This window comes from Catellatospora methionotrophica, from assembly GCF_011297335.1.
Classification (GTDB): domain Bacteria; phylum Actinomycetota; class Actinomycetes; order Mycobacteriales; family Micromonosporaceae; genus Catellatospora; species Catellatospora methionotrophica.
In genome coordinates this window covers 13460-36762 of record NZ_JAAOTJ010000012.1, presented here as the reverse complement: position 1 = coordinate 36762, position 23303 = coordinate 13460, and the positions used below count along the sequence as shown (strand labels likewise).

Genomic DNA, 23303 nt, shown 5'->3' with positions numbered 1-23303 from the left:
CGACCGCAGCCGCCCCCGACGCACGGTCGCGGGGCGGCTGCGGTTCCTGTCACGGCTGTCAGGGAACGAGTTCCGCGTGGGCGGGCCGCTCGACGATCACCGGTTCGCCGTAGCCGGAGTACTCCAGAACCGCCGTGTTGCCGCTGACGTGGCCACTCCTGTCGGTCAGCGCCCAGTCGTACGCGATCCGTGCGATCCGCTTGTCACCGCCGACGGTGATGTCCCCGACCAGCTTCGCCGTGCCGCCGGTCACCGGCCGCGTCGACTCGAAGCGGTAGGTGGCCGCCCCGGTCTTGGTCACTCGGGCCTCGCCCTCACGCAGCGCCTTCAGCAGTTGTCCCGCGTCGGCGGTCAGGCTGAGCTGCCCGCGCAACTCGTCCGAGTCGGTGGCCAGCGTCCGGTGCCTGCCCATGTGCTGCCGCCATCCCCGGCCGTAATTGTCGTAGCGCACGCCGTCGACCAGGCGCATCTCGAACGGCACCGGACCGCCGCCACGCAGGTAGCCGTTCGCGGTGGCGGGATCGAAGGCGGTGACGGTGACACCCGACCCGGGATTCGCCGACGCCTCTACCTTGCCGCCGTTCCCCCTGCTCCCGGCCGTGGTCCGCAGGCGGAAGCTGATGTTCTGGCTGTTCGTGATCGCGGCGACCAGCTCCAGTTCCGGCGACGTGCCGGGGGCGCTGACCCAGGTCGGGTCGGCCGTGACCGCCGGAGCCGCCGGGCGGTTCGCCACGGCCACCCCGGTGACGGCGCCGACGGCGACCAGGGCCAGCGAGGTGGCCGTCAGGGCCGTCCGGCGGCGGCGTGCCCGCTGTCCCCGTGCCAGCAGCAGCCCGGTGGGCGGCGTCGACTCGGGTCCGGTCGCGGCTAGTTCGCGCATGCCGTGCGAAAGCTGCTCGTCGATGTCGTACAACGGGATCACCTGCTCTTCTCGAAGTGGGGTGCGACGTCGGTCATCGCCTGCCGGAGCTTGGCGATCGCCTTGGCGTGCTGGCTCTTCACGGTGCCGACGGCACAGCCGAGCACCTGGGCGACCTCGCGTTCGGGCAGGTCCTCGTAGTGGCGCAGCACCACGACCGCGCGTTGCCGGGGTGGCAGCGCCCGCAGCGCGTCGCGCAGGACCAGCGCGTCCGGCCCGGCCGGGCCGTCCGCGACGGCGTGTTCGGGCACGTCGGCGACCAGGTTCTCGCGCCGTCGCCGTCGCCACAGCGAGGTGTGGTTGTTCACCAGCACCTTGCGCAGGTACGCGTGGAGGTCGTCGGTGCGCGACAGCCGCCGCCACCGCTCGTACAACTTCACGAGACTGTCCTGGAGCAGTTCCTCGGCCTGCCACCGGTCGCCTGTCAACAGCAGCGCCAGCCGCAGATGTCGCGGCCAGGCAGTCTCGACGAAGGCCACGTACGCCGCGTCCGCGCTCGTCATTGCCTTACTCGGGTCCGTCACGGTCCTACCACGGTTCAGGCGTCCCGATGGTTGCCCGGCCGTCCGGATCGACGGCGACGGCTGGTGGGCACCGTCCCGGCGGCGTCTGCCAGACGTCGCTCAGGCGGCGAGCGCGGCGAAGTAGCGGGCTGCGACCGCGGTGTGCAGGCTGAAGGCGAGCGGGGTGGCGGCGGTGACCAGCTCCCAGCCCGCCGATTCCGCGTTGGCGACCGGCGCGGGCAGGTCGGCGACCTCGCGGCGCGGCAGCAGCCCGAACACCAGCAGCGTGCCGTCCGGAGCGCTCAGGGTGTCGTAGAGGGTCACGTCACCGGCGTCGGCTCGGATCTCGGTCTCCTCCCGGAGCTCCCGGACCACGGCCTCCTGCCACGACTCACCGAGGTCGATGAAGCCCCCGGGCAGCGCCACCCGTCCCGCGCCGGGCGGGATGACCCGCCGCACGCCGAGCAGCCCGTCGCCGACCGGCAGCACGGCGACGGCGACCGGCACCGGGTTCACGTAACTGACCTGCTCGCAGGCCTCACACCGGCGTGGCCAGGCCAGGTCGGCGGCGTAGGCGCTGCCGCAGTAGGAGCAGTGCGAGTGACGTTCCGGCATGGATCCCACGCTAGTCCTCTCCTGCACGCCGGAGCTCCGGCTCCGGGCATCGGGTGATCGTCTCGCCCACTCGACACTCCTGGCGGCTCGGGGTGCGTGCCATGGCCTGCCGGATCCGGTCAGGATGGTTTCATGCCAGATGACAGTGCGAGCAGCGGGCCGACCCCGCCTTCCCACCGCCGGATGTCGTTCAACGCGGGTGCGAGCGTCTACCATCGCGGCCGCCCGCCGTACCCCGGTGAGGTGTTCACGATCCTGGCCGAGCGCTGCGGGCTGCGGCCGGGCGTACGGGTGCTGGAGATCGGCGCGGGCAACGGCCTGGCGACCGGTTCGCTGCTGGCCGCCGGTGCGCACGTCGTCGCGGTCGAACCCGGCGAGCACCTGGCCGCGATCCTCACCGCCGAGCACGGCGGCGACCGGCTCGACGTCACGATCTCCGACTTCGAGACGGCCGCCCTCACCGGCCCGTTCGACCTGGCGGTCGCGGCGACCGCGCTGCACTGGCTCGATCCGGTCACCTCGACCGGCAAGATCGGCGAGCTGGTCCGGCCGGGCGGATGGCTGGCCGTGTGGTGGACCGATTTCGGCGACGTCGAGCGGCCGACGGTCTTCCGGGACCGGCTCGACGCGGTGTATCGCGATCTGCTGCCCGCCGAGGCGGGTTACCGGCAGAGCCGTTCGTACATGCTGGACACCGACCGGTGGCGGCGTCAGCTGACCTCGGGCGGGTGGTTCGGGGACGTCACGGTGGACGTGATCTCCTGGCAGCAGGTGCTGACCCCGCAGAGCGCGCGCGACCTGTGGTCGACGTTTCCCAACATCGCCGAGCTGTCCCCCGGCGACCGTGAGCAGTTCCTGTCCCGGCTCGCCGGACTCGTCGACGACCTGGGCGGGCGGGTCGAGGACCCGCGGCTGACCGTCGTCTACACCGCCGCCCGATCCGGTGAACCTGCTCCGAGCGCGGCGATCCACGGCTGAGCCGCAGCGAACCTGCCGCGCCCTCCCTAGCGGCGGGCTCGCTGGCGGGACAGGTTCGCTGCCATCCGGCCCGGTGCGGCCGAGGACGTCAGGTGGCGCTGGAACGCGACGAAGAACAGCAGCACGGGCAGCAGCGACAGCACGGCCATGGCGAACATCGGCCCCGGGGCGCTGAGCCCGCCCGCGACCGCGTACTGGTGCAGCCCGGACGGCGCGGTGGAGTCCTCGACCATCGGCAGGTACACCAGTTGGGGGAAGAAGTCGTTCCAGGTCCAGATGAACGTCAGGATCGCGGTGGCGGTGATCGCGGGGCGGCTCAGCGGCAGGATCACGTGACGGAACAGCTGCCATGGGCTGGCGCCGTCGGCGCGGGCGTACTCGTCGTAGCTCTCCGGCAGCGACCGCAGGAACTGCACGATGAGGAAGATGAAGAACGAGTCGGCGGCCAGCAGCTTCGGGACGATCAGGGGCAGCGGGGTGTTCAGCCAGCCCAGCTCGCGGAAGATCATGTACTGCGGCACCATGAGGACGTGCTGCGGCAGCAGCAGGGTGCCGATGACGATCGCGTACCAGAAGCGGCGCAGCGGGAACCGCAGCCGGGCGAAGGCGAAAGCGGCCAGCAGGCAGGTGACGACGTTGCCCGTCACCGCTCCGACGGCGACCACGGTGCTGTTGAGGAAGAACCGGCCGAAGCCGACCCCGTTGATCCCCGACCAGCCCGCGGCGTAGTTGGACCAGGTGAACTCCTGCGGCCACAGGCTCATCCCGGTCGCCGTCTCGCCCGCCGAGCGCAGCGACGACGCCAGGATCCACAGCAGCGGGTAGGCGAGGACCAGCAGGACCACGACCAGGACGGTGACGGTCGCGGCGCGGGCGAGGCGGCCCGTGCCCGGCGTCGCGACGGGCAGGCTCACGGGCGTCCTCCGGGGTAGTGGACCCACCAGCGGCTGGTCCAGAAGATGAGCGCGGTGAGGGCGCCGACCGCGACCAGGAACACCCAGGCCATCGCCGAGGCGTAGCCCATCTCCAGGCCGGCGAAGCCGCGCAGGTACAGGTAGAGCGTGTACGTCAGGGTCGCATCGCCGGGTCCGCCGCCGCCGTCGCCGAACACGAACGCGGCGGTGAAGCCCTGGAACGCCGCGATCGTCTCCATGACCACGGTGAGCAGGATGACCGGGCTCAGGGCGGGCAGGGTCACGCTGCGCAGGATCCGCCACCGGCCCGCGCCGTCGAGCCGGGCCGATTCGGCGTAGTCGGTGGGGATCTGCCCCATGGCGGCCAGGTAGATCACCATGGGTCCGCCGAACTGCCAGGCGGCGAGCAGGATCAGGGTCGCCAGCGCCGTGTCGGGTTCGGTGGCCCAGGACCGGTCCGGCACGCCGAAGACGCCGAGCACCTGGTTGACGGCGCCGCCGCTGTCGAACATGGTGCGCCAGGTGATGGCCAGGGCGACGCTGACGCCGAGCAGCGACGGCAGGTAGACCATGGCGCGCAGCGTGCCCGCCGCGCGGCGGCGGCCGTTGAGCAGCGCGGCGACCGCCATCGCGAGGCCCAGTTTGAGCGGCACGGACACCGCGACGAATACGACCGTGACCTGGACCGAGCGCCAGTACCGGGGGTCGGCGGTGAACATGCGCTCGTAGTTGGCCAGCCCGATCCAGTCGAGCTCGCCGGTGATGACGTTGTAGTCGGTGAAGCTGAGGGCCAGCGAGTACAGGACCGGCAGGATCGTGATCGCGGCGAGCCCGGTGAGCCAGGGGGTGAGCAGCAGGTATCCGGCGACGCTCTCCCGGTGCAGGATGCTGCGCCGGGGCCTGCGGTGCGGCACGGGCACCGGCTTGGTCCAGAGCCGGGCGGCGGGCTGGTCAGTGACAGGCACTGCCGGCGCTCCCGGGTGCGGGCATGGCGGAACGGCGCATGGATCGGTGCTCTCTTCCTGCAGTACGAGTACCGACAGGGCGTGCGCCGATCACGCCGGTGTCTGACGATGCGAAGTCGTCGTGAGGTTATGGGCTCTGATCGATGGCGTCCAGAGGTTTCGCCGAAACCAGCTCAACTTCTGCCCGATCATGCAAAAGATGCCACCGGTAGGACAGGCCTCAGAATCCGAAGTGGAGGTAGTCGTCGGCGTTGTCGCGGGTCACCGTCTCCGCCGCCAGCACGAGCTGCCGGGGGACCTCGAACTCGGCCAGGTCCGCCAGCCCCCGGTCCTGCGCGATCAGCCTGGCCAGCAGGATCGCCGACGACGCCATGGACGGGCTGTAGGTGACGGTGGCCTCCAGCACTGTGCCGCCCGCCTGGATCGTCTGCATCGCCTGCCGCGATCCGGCCCCGCCCACCATGAAGAACTCGCCGCGCTTGGCGGCCTCGACGGCGGCCAGCACCCCGACACCCTGATCGTCGTCGTGGTTCCACACGGCGTGCAGGTGTGGCAGCGCCTGCAGCAGGTGGGCCGCCTCGCGCTGGCCCGAGTCGGCCGTGAACGCGGCCGCGCGCCGGTTGGCCACCGACATCCCCGCCGCGGCCAGCGTGTCCCTGAACCCGCGGGACCGCTCCTGGGTCAGCTCCAGAAAGTCCAGCCCGGCGATCTCGGCGATCACCGGCTGCTCCACCTTGCGCGTCCGCAGCCGGGAGATGATGTGCCGGGCGGCTGCCACGCCCATGCCGTAGTTGTCGCCCTTGATCTGCAGCCGGAACGCCGCGGGGTCGGGAAAGGCCCGGTCGAGGTTGACCACCGGCACACCGGCCCGCATGGCCTCCACCCCGAACGCGTTCAACTCCTTGCCGTCGTGCGGCAGCACGACGATCACGTCGGGCCGCTCGGCGATCAGCGTGGACAGCGCGGCACGCTGGGCACCCGCGTTCGCCCCCGACGCGACCATCTTGAACTCGACGTCGGGCAAGGCCCGCGCCTGCCGCCGGGCGTTGTTGGTGATCGCCGCCAGCCAGCCGTGATCAGCCGCCGGCGCGGAGAAGCCGATCACCACGCGCCTGCCGGGTGCCGTGTTCTGGCCGGGGCCGCCACCCGCGAGCGGCTGCGCCGCCGGAGGGTCCTCGCCGCCGCCGGAGCAGCCCGCCACCAGCGCCGTCGCACCCGCGACGGCCACGCCGGCGATGACCGAGCGACGCGAATGGCCTGCCATGGCGGTCTCCGATTCGTGAGGATCGAGACGTCATCGCGGGTGCGCCGACGGCTACCGGAACGATGACGCACCGGGCCGAACGACTGTTGATCAAGTCAGACTCGGCTGGGTGTCGCACACGTTACGAGCTTTCCCACACCGTGTCCATATCTTCTACTGCAAATGTTCGAACTTTTAGATAGATCGACAAAAGTCGTGGTGGTGAGCCGGAAACGACACAGGGCCCGCAGCCGTCGCCGGCGCGGGCCCCGCATCATCCGGTCAGGACACGTCGCGGCTGCGGGTCAGCAGGGTGCCGACGAGGCCGGTGACCACCGCCCAGCCGACCAGCACCAGCGCGCCGACCCAGTAGTCCGGCTGGCCGGGCAGGCTGGTGCCGCTGGTCATCAGGCCCGACGCCAGGGACGGCATGGCCCACTGGACGTCGGCGAGCCAGTCCCAGTCCAGCAGGTTGGTCAGCACGTTGATGATGATCGACACCGCGACCGTGCCGACGGTGTAGACGACCATCGCGGTGATGGTCGCGCCGATCTGGCTGCGGATGAGCACGCCGATGCCGATGCCGATCAGCGCCCACAGCGCGTACGCCAGGCCGTTGAGCAGGACAGCCCGGATGACGTCCCCGTCGCCCAGCATCGGGGTGACGCCCTCGGCGTTGAGGAAGATCGCGGTCGCGGGCACCGTCAGGGCCGTCGTGACGAGCCACAGCACGAGGCCGAAGATGCTGCCCGCCGCGGCCTTGGCCAGGATGACCGAGGTCCGGTGCGGGGTCGCCAGGAACGTCGTCGTCGCGGTCTGGTGGTGGAACTCGTTGGTGACCGTGATGATGCCCAGCAGCATGACGAACATCAGGCCGAAGTACTGCCCCGAGGTCACCATGTAGGAGGTCAGCGCGACGGGCTCGGCCAGCGCCGCCAGCGCCGCCGCCGACTCCGGGTCCATCTGCTGGCCCGCCTCGGCGGGCGGCTGCAGGACGCCGAAGTGCATGTTCAGCGCGTTGATCGCGAACGCCAGCACGAGCAGGCCGATCGCGCCGAGCGCGAACAGCCACCACACGTTGGTCGTACGGATCTTCAGGAACTCGCTGCGGATGAGCCTCATCGGATCGCCTCCTTGCCCGCGGTGAGGTCGAGGAAGACGCGCTCCAGGTCGGGACGTTCGGTGACCAGCTCGTGGATGGCCACCCCGGCGCGCAGCGCGGCGTCGCCGACCTGCTCGGCGGTGACCCCGGTCAGCAGCAGCGCGCCGTCGTCGCCGTGGCTGCTGCCGATGCCGTCGAGCGCGCCGAGCAGCGTGTCGGGGTGGGGCGTGCGGACGCGTACCGTGCCCGCGGTGCCCGCCTTGCCGATCACCTCGGCCACGGTGCCCTGCGCCACGAGCCGGCCCGCGGCGATGATGACGACGTCGTCGGCCAGCAGTTCCATCTCCGAGAGCAGGTGGCTGGAGACCAGGATGGTGCGGCCCTCACCGGCGAGCTTCTGGAGCAGGTCGCGCATCCAGCGGATGCCCTCGGGGTCCAGGCCGTTGGCGGGCTCGTCGAGGATGAGCACGCGCGGGTCGCCGAGCATCGCGGCGGCGATGCCGAGCCGCTGGCGCATACCCAGCGAGTAGCCCTTGAACTTGCGCTTGGCCGCAGGGGTCAGCCCGACCAGTTCCAGCGCCTCGTCGGCGCGGGAGTCCGGCAGGCCCGCCGCGGCGCAGACCACCCGCAGGTGGTTGCGGCCGGTGCGGCCCTTGTGCGCGCTGGAGGCCTCCAGCACCGCACCGACCGCGTGCAGCGGCTCGGCGAGGTCGGCGTAGCGGGAGCCGCCGATCGTCGCGGTGCCCGCGGTGGGCGACACCAGATTCAGGATCATTCGTAACGTGGTGGTCTTGCCTGCGCCGTTCGGTCCGAGGAAGCCGGTCACCCGACCCGGCTGGATGGTGAACGAGAGGCCGTCGACGGCTTTGACCTGTTTGTAGTGCTTGGTCAAGCCGGACACGACGATCTCACCATCGGTGATCACATTGCCCATCCGCACAGTGTGCTCGGCGGGGGCAAGCCCGGCGTCCACCGCCAGGACGAGAACGGGTCCACCCCGAGACCGACAACAGCGTCCCTCGCCGGACCGACGGCACGGCAACCGGCGTCGGACACCATGGACTCTGTCCAAAGGGGAGGGAAATATGTCCAGAACGCCCATCCGTGCCGCTTTCGGCGCCGCCGTCGCGCTCGCCCTGCTGGCCGGGGCCGCACCCGCCGGGGCCGCCACCGGCTCGACCCTGCGCCCGCAACTGGAAGCGATCACCGCCGCCGGTATGCCCGGCGTGTTCGCCCAGGCCGCCGACGGCCGCCACCGGCAGTCCGCAGCCGCCGGAGTGGCCGACGTCACCACCGGCGCGCCGACCCGGCCCGGCATGCGCCACCGCGTCGGCAGCATCACCAAGACCTTCACCGCCACCGTGCTGCTCCAGCTAGCCGGGGAGGGGCGGCTGCGGCTCGACGCGCCGCTGGGCCGCTACCTTCCGGCGTACGCCGTCGACGGGGTCACCGTCCGGATGCTGCTCAACCACACCAGCGGCATCGCCGACTACGACCACGTCATCTTCGCCACCGACGCCTCGCTGGAGGAGAACCGCCACCGTACGTTCACCCCGGCCGAACTGGCCGCGATCGGGCTCGGCCAGCCCCCGACCAACGCCCCGGGCGCGACCTGGAACTACTCGAACACCAACTACGTGCTCGCCGGAATGATCCTGGAGAAGGTCACCGGGCGTACCGTCGCCCACGAGATCAGCAGGCGGATCATCCGGCCGCTGGGCCTGCGCGAGACCTACCTGCCCGGCACCGGCGAGCGCATCCACGGCCCGCACGCCGCCGCCTACATCCCCTGGTACGACGGCGTGCTGGCCGACTTCGCCGACTACAACATGTCCTGGGCGTGGGCCGCCGGGGAGATCGTGTCCACCACCGGTGACCTCAACACGTTCTACCGGGCGCTGCTGACCGGCAGGCTGCTGCGGCCCGCCCAGCTCGCCCAGATGCAGACCACCGTGCCGTGGGTGCCCGGCGCGCCCGAGTACGGCGGCTACGGCCTCGGCCTGTACTCCAACGCGCTGCCGTGCGGGCTGGTCTGGGGCCACGACGGCCTCGTGCTCGGCCACGCCACGATCTCCTGGCACAGCCCCGACGGCCGCCGCCAGGTCACCGTCGCACAGAACATGACCCACTACGTCGCGCCGGGACAGCCCGACCCGATCGCCGACGCCACCTTCGCGATGCTGACCGCGCAACTGTGCGGCGAGCAGCCCGCCACGACCCGCGCCGCCGTACGCCCGCACCTGGCGGACACCGCCTTCCGCCGCTGAGTGACCGCTGACGCGGCACAGTCCACGTGCCGCGTCAGCGCCATCGGCGCGTACCCGCACAGCCCTGACCCAGGCGTGACGGCGCGGCCCGGTGGGCATGGGGATGGCGAACGGCAGGCCGTGAGCGCCGGCGAAGCCGGTGCGGCGGCGCTCGGGGCTCGGCCACCGGACGGGCCCGCGGCACGTAGAGTCCGTGGCCGTGCCGTCCTGGCGCGGCAGAAGGGAGACGAGGTCACGATGGTCGCCGCTGCCCGCAGCCGTGAGGCGCGTGCCCTGGTCACCGAAGCCGCCGACACGCAGCGGGTGGCCCGGACGCTGCTCGACGCCGAGCCGGGCCTCGTCGCCGAGATCCGCGAGCTGGCCGCGAGCCACCGCAGGCAGCTGCTGGAGGAGCGCCTGCACCAGGCCGACCTGGCGCGCCTGCGGGAGACCGCCGACGGCAAGCTGCGCCTCGGGCCGCTGCGGGCGGCCGGTTTCACCACGGTCGGCCAGCTCATCACCCGGCGGCACCAGCTGCACCAGGTCCCCGGCATCGGGCGGACCACCGTCGGCCAGATCGAGGCCGCGATCGAGGCCCTGTCAGCGTCTGTCGAAGCCGACACGGTGCTGCGCCCCGATCCCGACCGCCGCTCCCCCGGCGACACGCACCTGCTGCGCTCGCTGCACCGGCTGGCGCTGGTCCGCCGCCGGGTGCGTCCCGTACTCGGCCGGACCGGCGAACTGCACGCCGCCCTCACCGGCAGCATCGACGCCGCCCGGCGGGCCAACAGCCGCTGGCGCAGCCTGTTCCGCGGCCGGCAGGGCCGCCAGGAGGACGTCGCGGCGCTGCACGCGCTGGAGACGGCGCTGCGCTCGCCGAAGCTCGACGCCGCCCGCACCCGGATGCTCGCCGCCGCCACCGCCCTGGACCGCGAGCCGACCGACACCCAGCTGTGGCGCAAGTACCAGAGCGACGCCGCGACCTACCTGACGCTGCTGGCCGAGGTCACCGGCGAGCGGACCGGCAGCGGCCCGGACGGTCGCCTGTCGGCCGACGACGCCGCCCGCATCGACGAGCTGCGGCTGGACACCAGCCTGCTGAACTCGACGCTGCGCGGCTACCAGTCGTTCGGCGCCCGGTTCATGATCGTGCAACGGCGGGTGATCCTCGGCGACGAGATGGGGCTGGGTAAGACCGTAGAGACGCTGGCGGTCATGTGCCACCTGGCCGCGCAGGGCGAGCGGCACTTCCTGGTGGTCTGCCCGCCGAGCCTGGCGGGCAACTGGATGCACGAGATCCGCCGCCACTGCAAACTGACCCCGCGCCTGCTGTACGGCAACGACACCGCCAAGAACACTGCCGTGTGGCGGGCCAAGGGCGGCGTCGGCGTGACCGCGTACACGGCCCTGGAGCGGCTCGACCTCGGCGACACCAGGGTCGCCATGGCGGCGTTCGACGAGGCCCACTACATCAAGAACCCGGACGCCAAGCGCACCCGGCACGGCCGCCGTCTCATCGAGCGGGCCGAGCGGGTCGCGCTGCTGACCGGCACCCCGCTGGAGAACCGGGTCGAGGAGTTCGCGGTGCTCACCGAGCACGTCAACCCCGACGTCGCCCGCGAGGCGGCCGCGGCGACCACGCCCGACGCGTTCCGCTCCGCCATCGCCCCGGTGTACCTGCGCCGTAACCAGTCCGACGTGCTCGGCGAGCTACCCGGCCGGATCGAGACCGTGCAGCCGGTGACCCTGGCCCCGGACGAGCTGACCACCTACCGCAAGGCGGTGTGGGAGGGGCGGTTCATGACGATGCGCCGGGCCACGTTCGGCGACCCGGCGGCGACGTCGACCAAACTCGACCACATCCGCGAGATCACGGCCGAGGCCCTGGCCGGGGGGCACAAGGTCCTGGTGTTCTCCTACTTCCGCGACGTGCTCGCCGCGGTCGCCGAGGCGCTGGGCAGCCGCGCGCACGGCCCGCTGACCGGCTCGACGCCACCGTTGCAGCGCCAGCAGGTCATCGACGCGTTCACCGCCAGCCGCCGCCCGGCGGTGCTGGTCAGCCAGATCGAGGTCGGCGGGGTGGGCCTGAACCTGCAGACCGCGTCGGTGGTGATCCTGGTCGAGCCGCAGTGGAAGCCCAGCACCGAGGAGCAGGCCATCGCGCGCTGCCACCGGATGGGCCAGGTGCGGCCGGTGCAGGTGTTCCGGCTGATCGCCGAGGACACCGTGGACACCAGCATGCGGGAGCTGGTCGCGGGCAAGGCCGCGCTGTTCGACGAGTACGCCCGGCCCAGCGCCGCCAAGGACGCCAACGCCCAGGCCGTCGACGTGAGCGACGGCGCGGGCACCCGCGCCGCCGAGCACCAGATCATCGAGCAGGAGCGGGCGCGCCTGCGTGAGGCGGGCGACTGACCTCGCCGGGGACGGTGAACAGGTCTCCGGGCTGGCAGTCGAGCGCACGGCACAGGGCGGTGAGGGTCGAGAAGCGGATCGCCTTGGCCCGCCCGTTCTTCAGCACGTGGAGGTTGGCCACGCTGATCCCGACCGCCTCGGACAGCTCGGTGACGGTCATGGACCGCTCGGCGAGCAGGCGGTCGAGGTGTACGACGACCTCGTGCTCATCCTCGGGTGGCACTAGATCACCGCTTCCAGTTCCCGGGACAGCAAGACCCCCCGTTTGATCATCTCGGCGACCACGAAGCAGATGAAGGCGCCGAAGACCCACCCGACGGGGTAGCCCAGCAGATTGGTCGAACCGCCGCCGAGCCGCTCGGAGAGCGCGATGCGAGCGTTCTCCGCCACCAGGTCGGCGGCGGCGCCCGTCAACAACACCACAGCGGTCAGGCGGAGCAGTGTGACCGTGCCCGCGGTGAACGGGCCGCGGTGACGGGCGCGGTGCACCGTGATGTTGATGAGGATCAGCGCGGTCATCAACACCAGCGTGCCGGGGGCGGTGGCGGCGAGCCACAGCCATCGCTGCGGCCAGGTCGGATGCGCCAGGTGCACGGTCGCGTCGCCGACCCGGCCCAGCGAGACGCCCGCGGCGAGGTCCGGCAGGGGGCCTCGGGACCACCGACGAGCGTCGTCTGCACCGGCTCGCCGTTGAGCACGCGGTAGCCGTCGAACAGCAGTTGGAGCAGCAGGTACAGCCAGCCGAGGAAGGACAGGAACTGGAAGATCACCAGCAGGTCGCGGCGCACCGAGCCTCCAAGTATCGATTATCGATCGTATCGATAATCGATAGCCGAGCCGCGGATGTCAACCCGCCCCGGGTTCAGTCCGACGCCACGGTCCATTCGTGGCCGTCGCGGGCGTAGTCGGCGCGACGGCGGGTGTCGAAACGCGCGCCGTCCCAGTGGTGCGTGGTCACCGACAGCCGGTCGCCGTCGGCCTCGATCAGGTTGTAGCTGTTGGGCTCACCCTTGAGCCGGTCGGAGCAGGCCGTGCCGCTCTGCGCCACGACCAGGCCGTCGACGACACCGCTGTACGCCAGATGAATGTGCCCGCCCAGCAGCAGGTCCGCGCGCCGTCGCAGCCGGCGCAGGGCCGTCTTCGACCGGCCGACCAGGCCCCGGTGCAGTCCCGCCTCGGTCAGCAGGAACGGGTGGTGTGCGACGACCACGCGCAGGTCGTCGCCGGGCGCGTGATCGAACTGCGCCTCGATGGCGGCGAGCTGCCCCGCGTCGATCCGGCCCCGTGACCAGTCGGGATGCGGGCCCCACTGCCGGGCCGTGTTGACGCCCACCGCGACCAGCCCGTCGGCCGTGTGCGCGGTCGCGCCGCGCGGATCGGTGCTCAGGTGCCGCCGCCACGGCCGCCACGGCCGCGTGAACCGGGACCACACCTGCCAGCCGGGCAGATCGTGGTTGCCGGGCACGACCAGCGCCGGTGCGGGCAGCCCGTCCAGGAAGGCGCGCGCCGCCCGGAACTCCGCGTCCCGCGCCCGCTGGGTCAGGTCGCCGCACACCGCGATCATCGTCGGCGCGGCCTCGTGCAGCTCCGCTAGCAGCGTCTGGGCGACCTCGGCGACGTCGCGGCCGAAGTGCAGGTCGGAGATCTGCGCGATGCGCACGTTCGCGGGCTTCATCCGGCCGCCCCGGGCCTCGGCACCGTCAGCGCCCGCGGCCGGATCTCACCACGCGGCGGCGTGGGCAACCGGGCGATCTCACCGTCACTCATCACGCTCATCACCGCCAGCTTCGACGAAGTCACGTGAACAGTCTTACCCTGGCCCGCCCGAATCCGCCGGTCATGCCGCCCGCTCCCGCGTCACGTCCCCGGTGGCGGCGCTGTCGTCGCGGCGGCCGTGCGGATGATCCGCACGGCCGCCCGAACCGTCAGGACAGGAAACTCCCGTACGGCCCGTTGAGGATCTGGGTCTTCTGCGCCTGGCTGAAGTGGGTGTTCGGGTAGCTGTAGAACGACGCCGACATGGGGGTGCCGTCCGTCGACGCCGCGTCGGGCAGGCCGAACGCGTGGCCGAGTTCGTGCACCATGCCGCCGTACCAGCGGTTCATGGGACCGTTCACGCCCGCTGCCCCGTCCGCGTCGTGCTGGCACAGGATCACCCAGCCGCCACCGCCGCCACCGCCCGCGCCGGGCCCTTCCGCGCTGATCAGGCCGACGTTGATCCAGCGGGTGTCGGGGGCACGCAGCGACAGCTTGCGGCGCAGCTCGTCCTCCATGTTGAACACCGACCACCAGTAGCGGTCACCGCCGTTGGGCGTGTTCTCGTACCAGGACTTCACGTGGTCGCCGTTGACCACCTCGACGACCGTGGTGTTGAGCGTGAACGTCCTGCCCAGCTCCTGGCGGTAGTAGCGCTGCGCCTCCCGCATCACGTTCGCGATGCCGTCGGGCCAGCGCTGGTCGTACGCCACGTCCGAGGGCTTGAGCCAGTACACCCGTACGGTCTTCTCCGGTGGGGTGGTCGGCGTGCCGCCGGTGCTGTAGCCGGACAGCCGCCACACCCGCGAGGTCGCCGAACCGCACGGCAGCTGGACCAGTCCGGCACCGGCGCTCGCCGAGCCCGCCGCGGGCACGACGCACTTGCCCGAGTGCACCGGCTGCAGGCTGAACGTCTTGTCCGTGCCGGAGATCGCCACGGGCACCAGGCGTACCCGCTGGTTGGGGTTGCTGTGGCAGGTCCACTGGATGATCGTGGCGTTGTCGGCCGTGGACGCCCCGTTGACGTCCACGCACTTGCCGGCGGTCGCGGTGGCGACCGTGTACTGGTCGACGGTCCCGCTCACCGGCGTGAAGGTGAGGTTCTGGCCGGCTGCGCCGTTGCAGGCCGACTGGATGAGCTGGGTGCCGTTGGCGGTGCTGTTGTTCGGCAGGGTCGCGCAGTTGCCGCCGTTCTGACTCACCGCGGTCGAGGTGAAGGCCGTCGCGGCCTGCGCGGGTTGGGCTCCGGCCAGCACGACGACGGCGAACGAGACGACCGCCGTGGCGAGGGTGCAGGCGAGAGCACGGACACGTCCGGGCTGATGCATGATCACATCCTTCGAGGTGTGAACGAACGCCTACCCGCCCGTGATTAAACTGACCGCCGCGCCGGTGCGCAATACACCGCCATCGATCACCATCGTGCATCCGGGACAGTTCCCGAGGTCAATGGGCATGCGACAGCGGCAAGAAAAATCGGCCGAAATCGTTTCGGGACAGACAAAGAGGCGATGTCACCGCTCGGCACCGTCAGGCCGGGATGTCCTGCACCCCTCGGTGGCCCGGACCGAGCAGTCCGGGCTGCCGCGCGCAGCGCCGGGCGGCCGTGCCCGCACCGGCGGCGGCGAACAGCGCGACCAGCCCGCCGCCGAGCCATCCCACCAGCAGTAGGAAGATCGCCAGACCGACCGCCGCGACGGCCAGTCCGTAGCCGACCCGCACGGCGGTGCGCCTGCGGTACTCGACCGGCGGGCAGGCGACGCCGTTGCTCAGCCCGACCGCGAAGACCGGATCGCTGGCGCGGGTGAACTCGGCCAGCCCGTCGAGACGTGCCTTCTCCTCCGGGTGCAGCGACATCGCTCAACCTCCTCGTGTGCTCCCCTCCTACCCAGCGCAACCGGTCGCATACCGCCCAACGGCGGCCGAACTTCCGGGCGGCCCGGTTTCGCGGAGTCCGGTTCCGGGGTACGGCACTGTCATCGTCAGCAGGAGGCAGAAGATGTCGACCATCACCGATCCGAGCGATCCCATGCAGCCGCCCGTACCGGCGCCGGAGCCGCCTCAGCCGCCGCTGCCGGGGCCGCCGCCTGTACCGGCACCGCCGTCCCCGTCACCCATCCCGCCCGTGCCGCCGCCGCCCATGTGACGGCCTGACCCGGGCGCCCGCAGGTCCCGCACGATCGTGCGGGACCTGCGGGCGCGTGCCGGCACGCGCCCGCGAGGCAGAATGAAAGGCGCACCCGGAGGTGGAGGATGGCGAACAGGACGCGCTGGATCATCGAGCTGGACATCGAAGAGGACAGCGAGGAGCGCAGCACGTACGCGGTGGCCCGGCTGCGCCGCGACGGAGCGGTGCTGGAGGCCACGGGCACGGCCCACCGCCACCCCCGCGACCTGGACCTGGCCCGGGTCGGCGACGACCTCGCGGCCGCGCGGGCCCTGGTCGAACTCGCCAGCGCGCTGCAGACTGACGCCGGGCAGGTCCTGGAGAAGTTCGGCGCGAACCCGCCGCCGCAGCCCTGAGCATCCCCGGCCGCACGTGTGACCGGCTCCGCATCGGGGTACGCACCTGATGCTCCGAGCACAGGACGGCTGGTGGCGATGTGGACGACGTCGATGCGGTCGTGGTGGGCGCCGGGCCCAACGGGCTCGCCGCCGCGGTGACCCTGGCCCAGGCCGGTCTGCGGGTCAGCGTCTACGAGGCGGCGCAGACCGTCGGTGGCGGGGCGCGCACCGAGGAACTGACCCTGCCGGGCTTCCGGCATGACCCGTGCTCCGCCGTGCACCCGCTGGGCGCGGGTTCACCGGTGTTCCGGTCCTGGCCGCTGGCGGAGCACGGCCTGCGCTGGCTGCATCCGGACATCGCGCTGGCGCACCCGCTGCCGGACGGCACCGCGGCGACGCTGGCCCGTTCCGTGGCACAGACGGCCGCCTCGCTGACGATCGACGCCGAGCCATACCGGCGGCTGGTCAGACCGTTCCTGGACCGCTGGGACGAGCTGGCGCCCGACGTGCTGCGCCCGCCGCTGGGCGTGCTGCCCCGCCATCCGCTGCTGCTGGCCCGGTTCGGCGCGACCGCCGCGCTGCCCGCCGCGGTCCTGCTGCGCCGCCTGGCGGGTGCGCGCGGGCGGGCGCTGCTGGCCGGGATGGCCGCGCACACGACCTCGCCGCTGGACACACCCGCCACCGGCGGCGTCGCACTGCTGTTCGCGCTGGCCGCGCACGCCGTCGGCTGGCCACTGCCGCGCGGCGGGTCGCAGGCCGTCGCCGACGCGCTGGCCTCCTATTTGCGGGAGCTGGGCGGGCGCATCTACACCGGGCATCCCGTGACCAGTCTCGACGAGCTGCCGCGAGCACGGGCTTATCTGCTCGACGTCGCGCCGCAGCACCTCGCCGTGCTGGCGGGTTCCCGGCTGCCGCGGCGTTACCGCGACCGGCTGCTGCGCGCGCGGCCCGGCCCGGCCGTGTACAAGATCGATTATGCGCTGTCGGGGCCGGTCCCGTGGACGTCACCGGCCTGCCGCCGGGCGGGCACGGTGCACGTCGGCCCGTACGACACCGACATCGCCGCCGCGCTGCGGACCGTGCACCGCGGCGGCGCGCCGGACCCGCCGTTCCTGATCACGGCGCAGCCCAGCGTGTGCGACCCCACCCGGGCCCCGGACGGCGCGCACGTGTTCTGGGTGTACGCCCAGGTCCCCAACGGCTGGACCGGCAACCTCACCCACGCGATCGAGGCCCAGCTGGAACGGTTCGCGCCCGGCTTCGCCGACCTGGTGCTCGCCCGTGCCGTCGCCGGGCCGCCCGAGGTGGCCCGACGCAACCCGAACTACCTCGGCGGCGACATCGCCGGCGGCCGCTGCGACGGTCTGCGGCTGCTGTTCCGGCCGACCTTCGCACCGGTCCCCTACGCCACCCCGGACCCGGCCGTGTTTCTGTGCTCGGCGTCCACGCCGCCCGGACCCGGTGTGCACGGCATGTGCGGCTTCCACGCCGCCCGGGTCGCGCTGCGCAGGGTCTTCGGAGTGCGGATCCCGGCCGGGGAGTACTGAGCTGGGCCGGGCACGGGCCTGCCTGCTGGTGCTGGAGTAGGCCCTGGCGGCTTCGTAGGCGGCAATGCGGGGTTTCCGGCACGGCACGGCGTGGACGGTGCGACATTCGAAGGGCACGTGTCGCCTGCCGGAAGGACCCCACGTGACGTCATCGCTGGTGTTCCTCGGCCATTCGACGGTGCTGCTCGACCTCGGCGGCGTCCGGGTGCTCACCGATCCGATGCTGCGCAGGCGGCTGATGTTCCTGCGCCGGGTCGCCGCCCCGGTGGCGCCGGGCGACCACGCCGACGTCGACGTCGTCGTCCTGTCCCACCTGCACCACGATCACTGTGACCTGGCCTCGCTGGCGCTGCTCGACCCGAACGTGCGGATCGTCGCGCCGGACGGGGCCTACGACTTCCTGCGGCGGCACGGCTTCCAGCAGATCGTCACGCTGCGGGTCGGCGAGTCCCACACGTACGACACGGTGACGATCACCGCGACCCCGGCCGCGCACGACGGCAAGCGGGAGCCGTTCGGGCCCCGGACCGCCGCGGTCGGTTACCTCATCGAGTCCGCGGACACCGCCGTCTACTTCGCGGGCGACACCGACCTGTACGCAGGGATGCGCGGCCTGTGTCCCGATCTCGACCTGGCCCTGATCCCGGTGGCGGGCTGGGGTCCGAGCCTCGGGCCCGGACACCTCAACCCGCAGCGGGCAGCCGACGCCGTCGCCCTGCTGCGGCCGCGCCACGCCGTGCCCGTGCACTGGGGCACCCTGCTCCCCCTGGGGCTGCAACCCTTCTACCGCGACCGGATGCACGAACCCGCCCGCGCCTTCGCCCACGCCGTCGCCGACCGCGAACTGCCCACCGAGGTGCGGCTGCTGGCCCCGGGCCGTGGCATGACGTGGCAGAACTGAGCCTGCGCCGCGCGGGCACCCGGCTGCGTACGGTGCTGCCGGTCCTGCTGCTGGACTGGGCGGCGCTGAGCATCGCGATCGCCGTCACGCCGGGACTGTCCGCGAGCACCGGCTGGGACGTGCTGGCGGCGGCGGTGCTGCTCGCGCTCGCCGCCGCGGTGCTACGGCCGACGCTGGCCGCGTTCGCGGCGCGGCTGGGCTGGGCCGGGGTGGTGGCGGGCTGGCTGGCGATCCAAGCCGTGCTGGTCTACCTGGCCCTGTCCCTGGCCCCGCACATCCAGGTGAACGGCTTCTGGCCCGCGTTCTGGGCGTCGTGGATCTACTCCGTCCTGGTCAGTGCGGGCATGTGGGTGGTCACCGCCGGCGACGACTCAGCGGTGCTGGCGCATCTGCTGCGGACCACGAGCAAGACCCGCCGCGAGGCCGTGCCCAGCGCGGTCCCCGGCGTCGTGATGATCCAGATCGACGGCCTGTCGGCCCCGCTGGCCCGCTGGGCGATCCAGGCGGGCAACCTGCCGACGCTGACCCGCTGGATCCGGTCGGGCAGCCACGTCCTGGCCGAATGGCACGCCCAACTGCCCGCCACGACCCCGGCCAGCCAGGCCGGGCTGCTGCACGGGGCCAGCGCGCACGTGCCCGCCTTCCGCTGGCTGGAGAAGGAGACCGGCCGCCTCGTCGTCACCAACCACCCCAAGGACGCCGAGTACGTCGAGCAGGGCTTCACCGACGGCCGGGGCCTGCTCGCCGACGGCGGGGTGAGCCTGTCCAACGTCTTCTCCGGCGATGCGCCGACCAGCCTGCTGACGATGAGCACGGTGAGCCGCAAGGGCGCCCGGCGCGGCCCGACCCGCGAGGTCAGCGCGTACCTCGTCGACCCGTTCGGGCTGACCCGCTCGCTGGTGCTGACCTGCGGGGAGATGGTCAAGGAGGTGTTCCAGGCCCGGCGGCAGCGGGCCCGCGACATCGAGCCCCGGGTGCACCGGGCCGCGTCGTACGTTGCCCTGCGCGGGGTGACCAATGTGCTGCTGCGCGACCTGAACCTGAACCTGGCCGCCGAGCACATGATGCGGGGCGCGCCGTCGGTCTACTGCGACTTCGTCGACTACGACGAGATCGCCCATCACGCGGGGCCGACCCGGGCCGAGTCGCTGGCCTCGCTGGACGGCATCGACTGGGTGCTGGGCACGCTGGAGAAGCTCGCGGCCGCCGCGCCGCGCCCGTACCATCTCGTGGTCCTGTCCGACCACGGGCAGAGCCAGGGCGCGACGTTCCTGCAGCGCTACGGGATGACGCTGGAGGCGCTGGTCAGGCGGCTGATTTCGCCCGAGGACACGGAGCTGGTCACGGCCGGCGACGCCGAGCAGTGGGGCCGGGTCAGTGCCCTGCTCGCCGAGGTGAGCGGCGAGCGGCGGCTCGTCGGCAGGCTGACCGGCAGCGTGCTGCGCGGCCGCGACGAACCCGCCCCTGCCGCGGGCACGGACCTGGTCGTGGTCGCGTCCGGCAACCTGGGCATGGTGTATCTCGCCCGCGAACCCGGCCGCCTGACCCTGGAGGAGATCGAGGCCCGGCATCCGAACCTGCTCACCGGGCTGGTCAGCCACCCGGGCGTCGGGTTCGCCATGGTCCGGTCACGAGCGCGCGGCGCGGTCGTCCTCGGCCGCGACGGGGTGCGCCATCTTGCCGACGGGCGGGTCGACGGCGCCGATCCGCTGGCCGCGTTCGGCCCGCACGCCGCCGCCGACCTGCGCCGCCACGACACGCTGCCGCACGTCGGCGACATCGTGCTCAACAGCCTGCTCGACCCCGCGACCGGCGAGGTGGCCGCGTTCGAGGAGCTGGTCGGCTGCCACGGCGGGCTGGGCGGCTGGCAGACCCGCCCGGTGCTGATCCACCCGGCCGCCTGGACGGCCGCCCCGCCCCTTGACGGGGCTGATGCGGTCCACCGGCAGCTCGTCCGCTGGCTGAAGGATCTCGGCCAGCGGCAGCGGCTGTGAATACGAGCCCTTATTGCGGGTATGCGCCGGGTTATGCTGGCCTTTGACCGGCCGCACCGAGTGGAGCCGGGAGGAGCCATGAGCCAGGACAGCGGGCAGGACGACATCGACGGCATCGAGCAGTGGGACGCCATCGAGGACGAGGGCGTGCTGGACGCCTCGGACACCCTCGACGACGACCGGGTCGCCGATCCGCTCGACACGGGCGTGGTGGCCGCCGACCACTGGTCCGGGGCCAACCGCTTCGGCACCACGGCGGCGGAGGCCCTGGCCGGGGAGTCGCTGGAGCAGCACCTCGCCGAGGAGGAGCCCGACATCGACCCGTACGCGGAGACCGCCGACCCCGACGAGGACGAGCTGATCCGGCGCGGCTACGAGCGCGAGCCCCGCGCGGGCCGCCTGGTCGCCGACGACCAGGGTTTCGGCGAGGACGAGCAGGCCGACTCGGTCGCGTGGGACGTGGGCATCGACGGCGGCGGCGCGAGCGCCGAGGAGGCCGCGATGCACGTCGTCGACGACCCCGACGGACCTGGCGACGGACCCCTGGACTGAGTCCTCACAGCAGCTCCGCCAGCATGCCCGCGGCGCGGGCCGCGCCGTCGCCGTGCACCGGCCGGTAGTCGACCTCCCGTCCGATCTCGGCGGCGATCGCGTGGGCGAGGGTCTCCGGCGTCAGGTCGTCGTAGTCGAGCCGCAGCCCGGCCCCGTGACGCCGCAGCCGGTGCGCCACATGGAAGTTCTGCTCGAAGTGGTGCCGCAGCGGCACGTAGATGAACGGGCGGCGGGCGGCGGTCAGTTCCATGCACGTGGTGAGTCCGCCCTGGACGACCGCCAGGTCACTCGCTGCCAGGTGCCGGTGCAGATCCGGCACGTACGCCCGCACGTCGAGCCCGTCGGCGGCCGCGACCGCCGACGGGTCGATGCGCGGGCCGGTGACCACCAGCATCCGCAGCCCCGGCACCAGCCTGGCCGCCTCGCGATGGGCGTCGGCGACCCGGCGCAGGAGGTGGTGGCCCACCCCGGACCCGCCGACGGTGACCACGCACACCCGCTCGTCGGGCCGGTAACCGAGCTCGGCACGCAGCGCCGCCCGATCGGCGACCGTGCCCGGATCGAACCCGGTGACGTAGCCGGCGAAGTCGTAGTGCTCGCGCGTCCATTCCCGGATCATCGGCAGATCCGGGCCGAACCGCTCGTCGACGACGTCGTCGGGGTCGCCCACGAACACGGCCCGGTCCCTGATCCTCGGATACCGCGCGATGTGCTCGATCATCTCCGCGTTGTAGTCCGCCGCCACCATGGCCTCGCGCGGCCCGCCGTCGGGCATCGGCAGAAACCCGACGAAGTCGGTGAACCACGCGTACGCGAACCGCTTCAGCTCCGGGTTCTCGTGCAGGAAATGGTCGACGTCCCATGCCTCGTCCCCGACCACCAGGTCGTAGTCGGTCTCGCGGACCACGTCGTGGAACACCATGAAGTTCGCGACCAGCACCTCGTCCATCCGCCGCAGCGCCTCGAAGCAGTGCAGGTCGTGCTCGCCCGCCTCGCTCTCGATGTGCGCGGACTCGTTGGCCAGCCACCGGCTCGCCGGATGCACCCGCTCCCCGGCCTGCTCCAGCACCCGCGTCACCGGATGCTGGGCGAGCCAGTCGATCCGCACGTCCGGGTGGCGCAGCCGCAGCTGCTCGGCGATGGCCACGTCACGGCGGGCGTGGCCCAGCCCGATCGGCGAGCTGAGATACAGCACCCGTTTGCGCCGGTGCCCGAACCGCGACCAGGTCCGCCGCTGCGACGCCGGGACCCTAAACCGCGACGCGAACCGGTGCAGCAGCAGGTTGACCTGCACCGGGTCGCGGGCCAGCGGAATGTGGCCCGCGCCCGCAACGGTCACCAGCTCGGCGCCGGTCAGTTCGGCCAACACCCGGCTGCGGTGCACCGGGCTGATCCGGTCGTCGTCGCCGTGGATCAGCAGCAGCGGGCTCTTGATGCGCTCGCACCAGCCGGTGAGGGTGCGGTTGTCCGGCCAGGGCACGTGGCTCTTGGCGATCAGCACCTCCGGCGCGGTCTGCCTGCCCCAGCCGACGGCGTCCTCGATCTGCTTGGTGGAGTGCGGTTCCGGGAAGCACTGGCCGAAGAAGAACCACAGGAAGTCGTCGTAGTCCTGCTTCCAGTACTCGCGGTTGTACTTGAGCCAGCCCTCGGCCGGGTCCTCGCCGAGCACCGGCACCCGGGACGGGGCGATCGCCGGGGCAGGTCCGTCGACCCTGTTGAAGGCGGCTCGGGGCGAGTCGGGCGGGCTCGCGATCGGCACCGTCGGGCCGATCAGGACGGTGCCGTGGACGCGGTCGGGATGCTCGGCGGCGAGCCCGAGGGCCCAGTTCGCGGCCATGGACAGCGCCACCGGGACCGCACGGGCGGTCCCGGTGGCGTCGAGGACCTTCAGGGCGTACGCCACCTGAGGGTCCTGCCCGTAGGCGGCCGGATCGAGCGGGCGGTCGGAGCGGCCGTTGCCGGGTCCGTCGTAGACCACGACCCGGTGGTGGCGGGACAGGTAGGGCACCTGCGCCTTCCAGAACCGTTTGTCGATGACGGTCCAGGTCGGCATGAGCAGCAGGGTGACCTCGCCGTCGCCGTACACCTCGTAGTGGATCCGCACCCCGTCGTGCTCGACGAACCCGTCCGCGTCCGCCTCCCGGGCCCGCAT

At 72.2% G+C, this 23303-nt stretch carries 23 protein-coding genes; 8 read left to right on the top strand and 15 right to left on the bottom strand.

Going from position 1 to position 23303, the window contains the following annotated elements:
- Positions 1 to 58: 58 nt before the first annotated feature.
- From HAV40_RS24325 to HAV40_RS24315, 3 genes are all read right to left on the bottom strand, one after another.
- Complete coding sequence (locus tag HAV40_RS24325; RefSeq protein ID WP_166385047.1) at positions 59 to 922, bottom strand: hypothetical protein; 864 nt, start codon at positions 920 to 922, stop codon at positions 59 to 61.
- Positions 919 to 1422: a SigE family RNA polymerase sigma factor gene (locus tag HAV40_RS24320; RefSeq protein WP_166385045.1), complete on the bottom strand. Its 504-nt coding sequence runs from the start codon at positions 1420 to 1422 to the stop codon at positions 919 to 921. Before HAV40_RS24320 ends, HAV40_RS24325 begins: the two co-directional genes overlap by 4 nt.
- 120 nt (positions 1423 to 1542) lie before the next feature.
- Complete coding sequence (locus HAV40_RS24315; protein WP_166385043.1) at positions 1543 to 2037, bottom strand: NUDIX domain-containing protein; 495 nt, start codon at positions 2035 to 2037, stop codon at positions 1543 to 1545.
- A gap of 132 nt (positions 2038 to 2169) precedes the next feature.
- Here HAV40_RS24315 and HAV40_RS24310 point away from each other — a divergent pair, with 132 nt between their 5' ends.
- The gene (locus HAV40_RS24310; RefSeq protein ID WP_166385041.1) at positions 2170 to 3015 is read left to right on the top strand and encodes a class I SAM-dependent methyltransferase; all 846 of its coding nucleotides are present in this window, start codon (positions 2170 to 2172) and stop codon (positions 3013 to 3015) included.
- A 26-nt stretch (positions 3016 to 3041) separates the two neighbouring features.
- Here HAV40_RS24310 and HAV40_RS24305 read toward each other — a convergent pair whose 3' ends face one another.
- From HAV40_RS24305 to HAV40_RS24285, 5 genes are all read right to left on the bottom strand, one after another.
- Positions 3042 to 3929: a carbohydrate ABC transporter permease gene (locus HAV40_RS24305; RefSeq protein WP_166385039.1), complete on the bottom strand. Its 888-nt coding sequence runs from the start codon at positions 3927 to 3929 to the stop codon at positions 3042 to 3044.
- Positions 3926 to 4894 (bottom strand): carbohydrate ABC transporter permease, encoded by a 969-nt coding sequence (locus HAV40_RS24300; RefSeq protein WP_239085729.1) that lies wholly within the window; start codon positions 4892 to 4894, stop codon positions 3926 to 3928. The genes HAV40_RS24305 and HAV40_RS24300 overlap by 4 nt, the downstream gene beginning before the upstream one ends.
- 220 nt (positions 4895 to 5114) lie before the next feature.
- On the bottom strand, positions 5115 to 6158 hold the full coding sequence (locus HAV40_RS24295) for a substrate-binding domain-containing protein (RefSeq protein WP_166385037.1): 1044 nt from the start codon (positions 6156 to 6158) through the stop codon (positions 5115 to 5117).
- Positions 6159 to 6419: 261 nt separating this feature from the next.
- The gene (locus HAV40_RS24290) at positions 6420 to 7259 is read right to left on the bottom strand and encodes an ABC transporter permease (RefSeq protein WP_166385035.1); all 840 of its coding nucleotides are present in this window, start codon (positions 7257 to 7259) and stop codon (positions 6420 to 6422) included.
- On the bottom strand, positions 7256 to 8173 hold the full coding sequence (locus tag HAV40_RS24285; protein ID WP_166385033.1) for an ABC transporter ATP-binding protein: 918 nt from the start codon (positions 8171 to 8173) through the stop codon (positions 7256 to 7258). Before HAV40_RS24285 ends, HAV40_RS24290 begins: the two co-directional genes overlap by 4 nt.
- 151 nt (positions 8174 to 8324) lie before the next feature.
- Between HAV40_RS24285 and HAV40_RS24280 the strand changes: the two genes are divergently transcribed.
- Complete coding sequence (locus tag HAV40_RS24280; protein WP_166385031.1) at positions 8325 to 9506, top strand: serine hydrolase domain-containing protein; 1182 nt, start codon at positions 8325 to 8327, stop codon at positions 9504 to 9506.
- A 237-nt stretch (positions 9507 to 9743) separates the two neighbouring features.
- A complete protein-coding gene (locus tag HAV40_RS24275; protein WP_166385029.1) occupies positions 9744 to 11897 on the top strand; it encodes a DEAD/DEAH box helicase in 2154 nt (717 codons plus the stop codon).
- On the opposite strand, the gene HAV40_RS38585 is transcribed toward HAV40_RS24275, so the two are convergent.
- The 6 genes from HAV40_RS38585 to HAV40_RS24245 all read right to left on the bottom strand — a co-directional run bounded on the left by HAV40_RS38585 (position 11854) and on the right by HAV40_RS24245 (position 15509).
- A complete protein-coding gene (locus tag HAV40_RS38585) occupies positions 11854 to 12120 on the bottom strand; it encodes a helix-turn-helix domain-containing protein (RefSeq protein WP_166385027.1) in 267 nt (88 codons plus the stop codon). The genes HAV40_RS24275 and HAV40_RS38585 overlap by 44 nt on opposite strands.
- Positions 12120 to 12416 carry a hypothetical protein gene (locus HAV40_RS38580; protein WP_166385025.1) on the bottom strand — a complete coding sequence of 99 codons (297 nt, stop codon included), beginning with the start codon at positions 12414 to 12416 and terminating at the stop codon, positions 12120 to 12122. The genes HAV40_RS38585 and HAV40_RS38580 overlap by 1 nt, the downstream gene beginning before the upstream one ends.
- The gene (locus HAV40_RS24260) at positions 12416 to 12685 is read right to left on the bottom strand and encodes a hypothetical protein (RefSeq protein WP_166385023.1); all 270 of its coding nucleotides are present in this window, start codon (positions 12683 to 12685) and stop codon (positions 12416 to 12418) included. The genes HAV40_RS38580 and HAV40_RS24260 overlap by 1 nt, the downstream gene beginning before the upstream one ends.
- Positions 12686 to 12759: 74 nt before the next feature.
- Positions 12760 to 13572: a metallophosphoesterase family protein gene (locus tag HAV40_RS24255; RefSeq protein WP_166385021.1), complete on the bottom strand. Its 813-nt coding sequence runs from the start codon at positions 13570 to 13572 to the stop codon at positions 12760 to 12762.
- Between the two features lie 250 nt (positions 13573 to 13822).
- Positions 13823 to 14980, bottom strand: a complete 1158-nt coding sequence (locus HAV40_RS24250; RefSeq protein ID WP_166385019.1) for an RICIN domain-containing protein — start codon at positions 14978 to 14980, stop codon at positions 13823 to 13825.
- 202 nt (positions 14981 to 15182) lie between these two features.
- The gene (locus HAV40_RS24245) at positions 15183 to 15509 is read right to left on the bottom strand and encodes a hypothetical protein (RefSeq protein WP_166385017.1); all 327 of its coding nucleotides are present in this window, start codon (positions 15507 to 15509) and stop codon (positions 15183 to 15185) included.
- Positions 15510 to 15905: 396 nt separating this feature from the next.
- Here HAV40_RS24245 and HAV40_RS24240 point away from each other — a divergent pair, with 396 nt between their 5' ends.
- From HAV40_RS24240 to HAV40_RS24220, 5 genes are all read left to right on the top strand, one after another.
- Positions 15906 to 16175, top strand: coding sequence for a dsRBD fold-containing protein (locus tag HAV40_RS24240; RefSeq protein ID WP_166385015.1), 270 nt, complete (start codon positions 15906 to 15908; stop codon positions 16173 to 16175).
- 80 nt (positions 16176 to 16255) lie between these two features.
- A complete protein-coding gene (locus tag HAV40_RS24235; protein WP_166385013.1) occupies positions 16256 to 17704 on the top strand; it encodes a phytoene desaturase family protein in 1449 nt (482 codons plus the stop codon).
- Between the two features lie 142 nt (positions 17705 to 17846).
- Positions 17847 to 18605 carry an MBL fold metallo-hydrolase gene (locus HAV40_RS24230; RefSeq protein ID WP_203670963.1) on the top strand — a complete coding sequence of 253 codons (759 nt, stop codon included), beginning with the start codon at positions 17847 to 17849 and terminating at the stop codon, positions 18603 to 18605.
- Positions 18593 to 20599: a phage holin family protein gene (locus HAV40_RS24225; protein ID WP_239085730.1), complete on the top strand. Its 2007-nt coding sequence runs from the start codon at positions 18593 to 18595 to the stop codon at positions 20597 to 20599. The genes HAV40_RS24230 and HAV40_RS24225 overlap by 13 nt, the downstream gene beginning before the upstream one ends.
- 78 nt (positions 20600 to 20677) lie before the next feature.
- Positions 20678 to 21151, top strand: a complete 474-nt coding sequence (locus HAV40_RS24220; RefSeq protein WP_166385009.1) for a DUF5709 domain-containing protein — start codon at positions 20678 to 20680, stop codon at positions 21149 to 21151.
- A 4-nt stretch (positions 21152 to 21155) separates the two neighbouring features.
- On the opposite strand, the gene HAV40_RS24215 is transcribed toward HAV40_RS24220, so the two are convergent.
- A complete protein-coding gene (locus HAV40_RS24215; protein WP_166385007.1) occupies positions 21156 to 23303 on the bottom strand; it encodes an alpha/beta hydrolase in 2148 nt (715 codons plus the stop codon).

Bases quoted from the DNA above. Each gene is read 5' to 3' on its own strand.
- HAV40_RS24285 (WP_166385033.1), bottom strand. From the start codon at position 8,173: ATGGGCAATGTGATCACCGATGGTGAGATCGTCGTGTCCGGCTTGACC.
- HAV40_RS24245 (WP_166385017.1), bottom strand. From the start codon at position 15,509: ATGTCGCTGCACCCGGAGGAGAAGGCACGTCTCGACGGGCTGGCCGAG.
- HAV40_RS24280 (WP_166385031.1), top strand. From the start codon at position 8,325: ATGTCCAGAACGCCCATCCGTGCCGCTTTCGGCGCCGCCGTCGCGCTC.
- HAV40_RS24320 (WP_166385045.1), bottom strand. From the start codon at position 1,422: ATGACGAGCGCGGACGCGGCGTACGTGGCCTTCGTCGAGACTGCCTGG.
- HAV40_RS24255 (WP_166385021.1), bottom strand. From the start codon at position 13,572: ATGAAGCCCGCGAACGTGCGCATCGCGCAGATCTCCGACCTGCACTTC.
- HAV40_RS24275 (WP_166385029.1), top strand. From the start codon at position 9,744: ATGGTCGCCGCTGCCCGCAGCCGTGAGGCGCGTGCCCTGGTCACCGAA.
- HAV40_RS24215 (WP_166385007.1), bottom strand. From the start codon at position 23,303: ATGCGGGCCCGGGAGGCGGACGCGGACGGGTTCGTCGAGCACGACGGG.
- HAV40_RS24290 (WP_166385035.1), bottom strand. From the start codon at position 7,259: ATGAGGCTCATCCGCAGCGAGTTCCTGAAGATCCGTACGACCAACGTG.
- HAV40_RS24250 (WP_166385019.1), bottom strand. From the start codon at position 14,980: ATGCATCAGCCCGGACGTGTCCGTGCTCTCGCCTGCACCCTCGCCACG.
- HAV40_RS24295 (WP_166385037.1), bottom strand. From the start codon at position 6,158: ATGGCAGGCCATTCGCGTCGCTCGGTCATCGCCGGCGTGGCCGTCGCG.
- HAV40_RS24315 (WP_166385043.1), bottom strand. From the start codon at position 2,037: ATGCCGGAACGTCACTCGCACTGCTCCTACTGCGGCAGCGCCTACGCC.
- HAV40_RS38580 (WP_166385025.1), bottom strand. From the start codon at position 12,416: ATGACCGCGCTGATCCTCATCAACATCACGGTGCACCGCGCCCGTCAC.
- HAV40_RS24220 (WP_166385009.1), top strand. From the start codon at position 20,678: ATGAGCCAGGACAGCGGGCAGGACGACATCGACGGCATCGAGCAGTGG.
- HAV40_RS24310 (WP_166385041.1), top strand. From the start codon at position 2,170: ATGCCAGATGACAGTGCGAGCAGCGGGCCGACCCCGCCTTCCCACCGC.
- HAV40_RS24240 (WP_166385015.1), top strand. From the start codon at position 15,906: ATGGCGAACAGGACGCGCTGGATCATCGAGCTGGACATCGAAGAGGAC.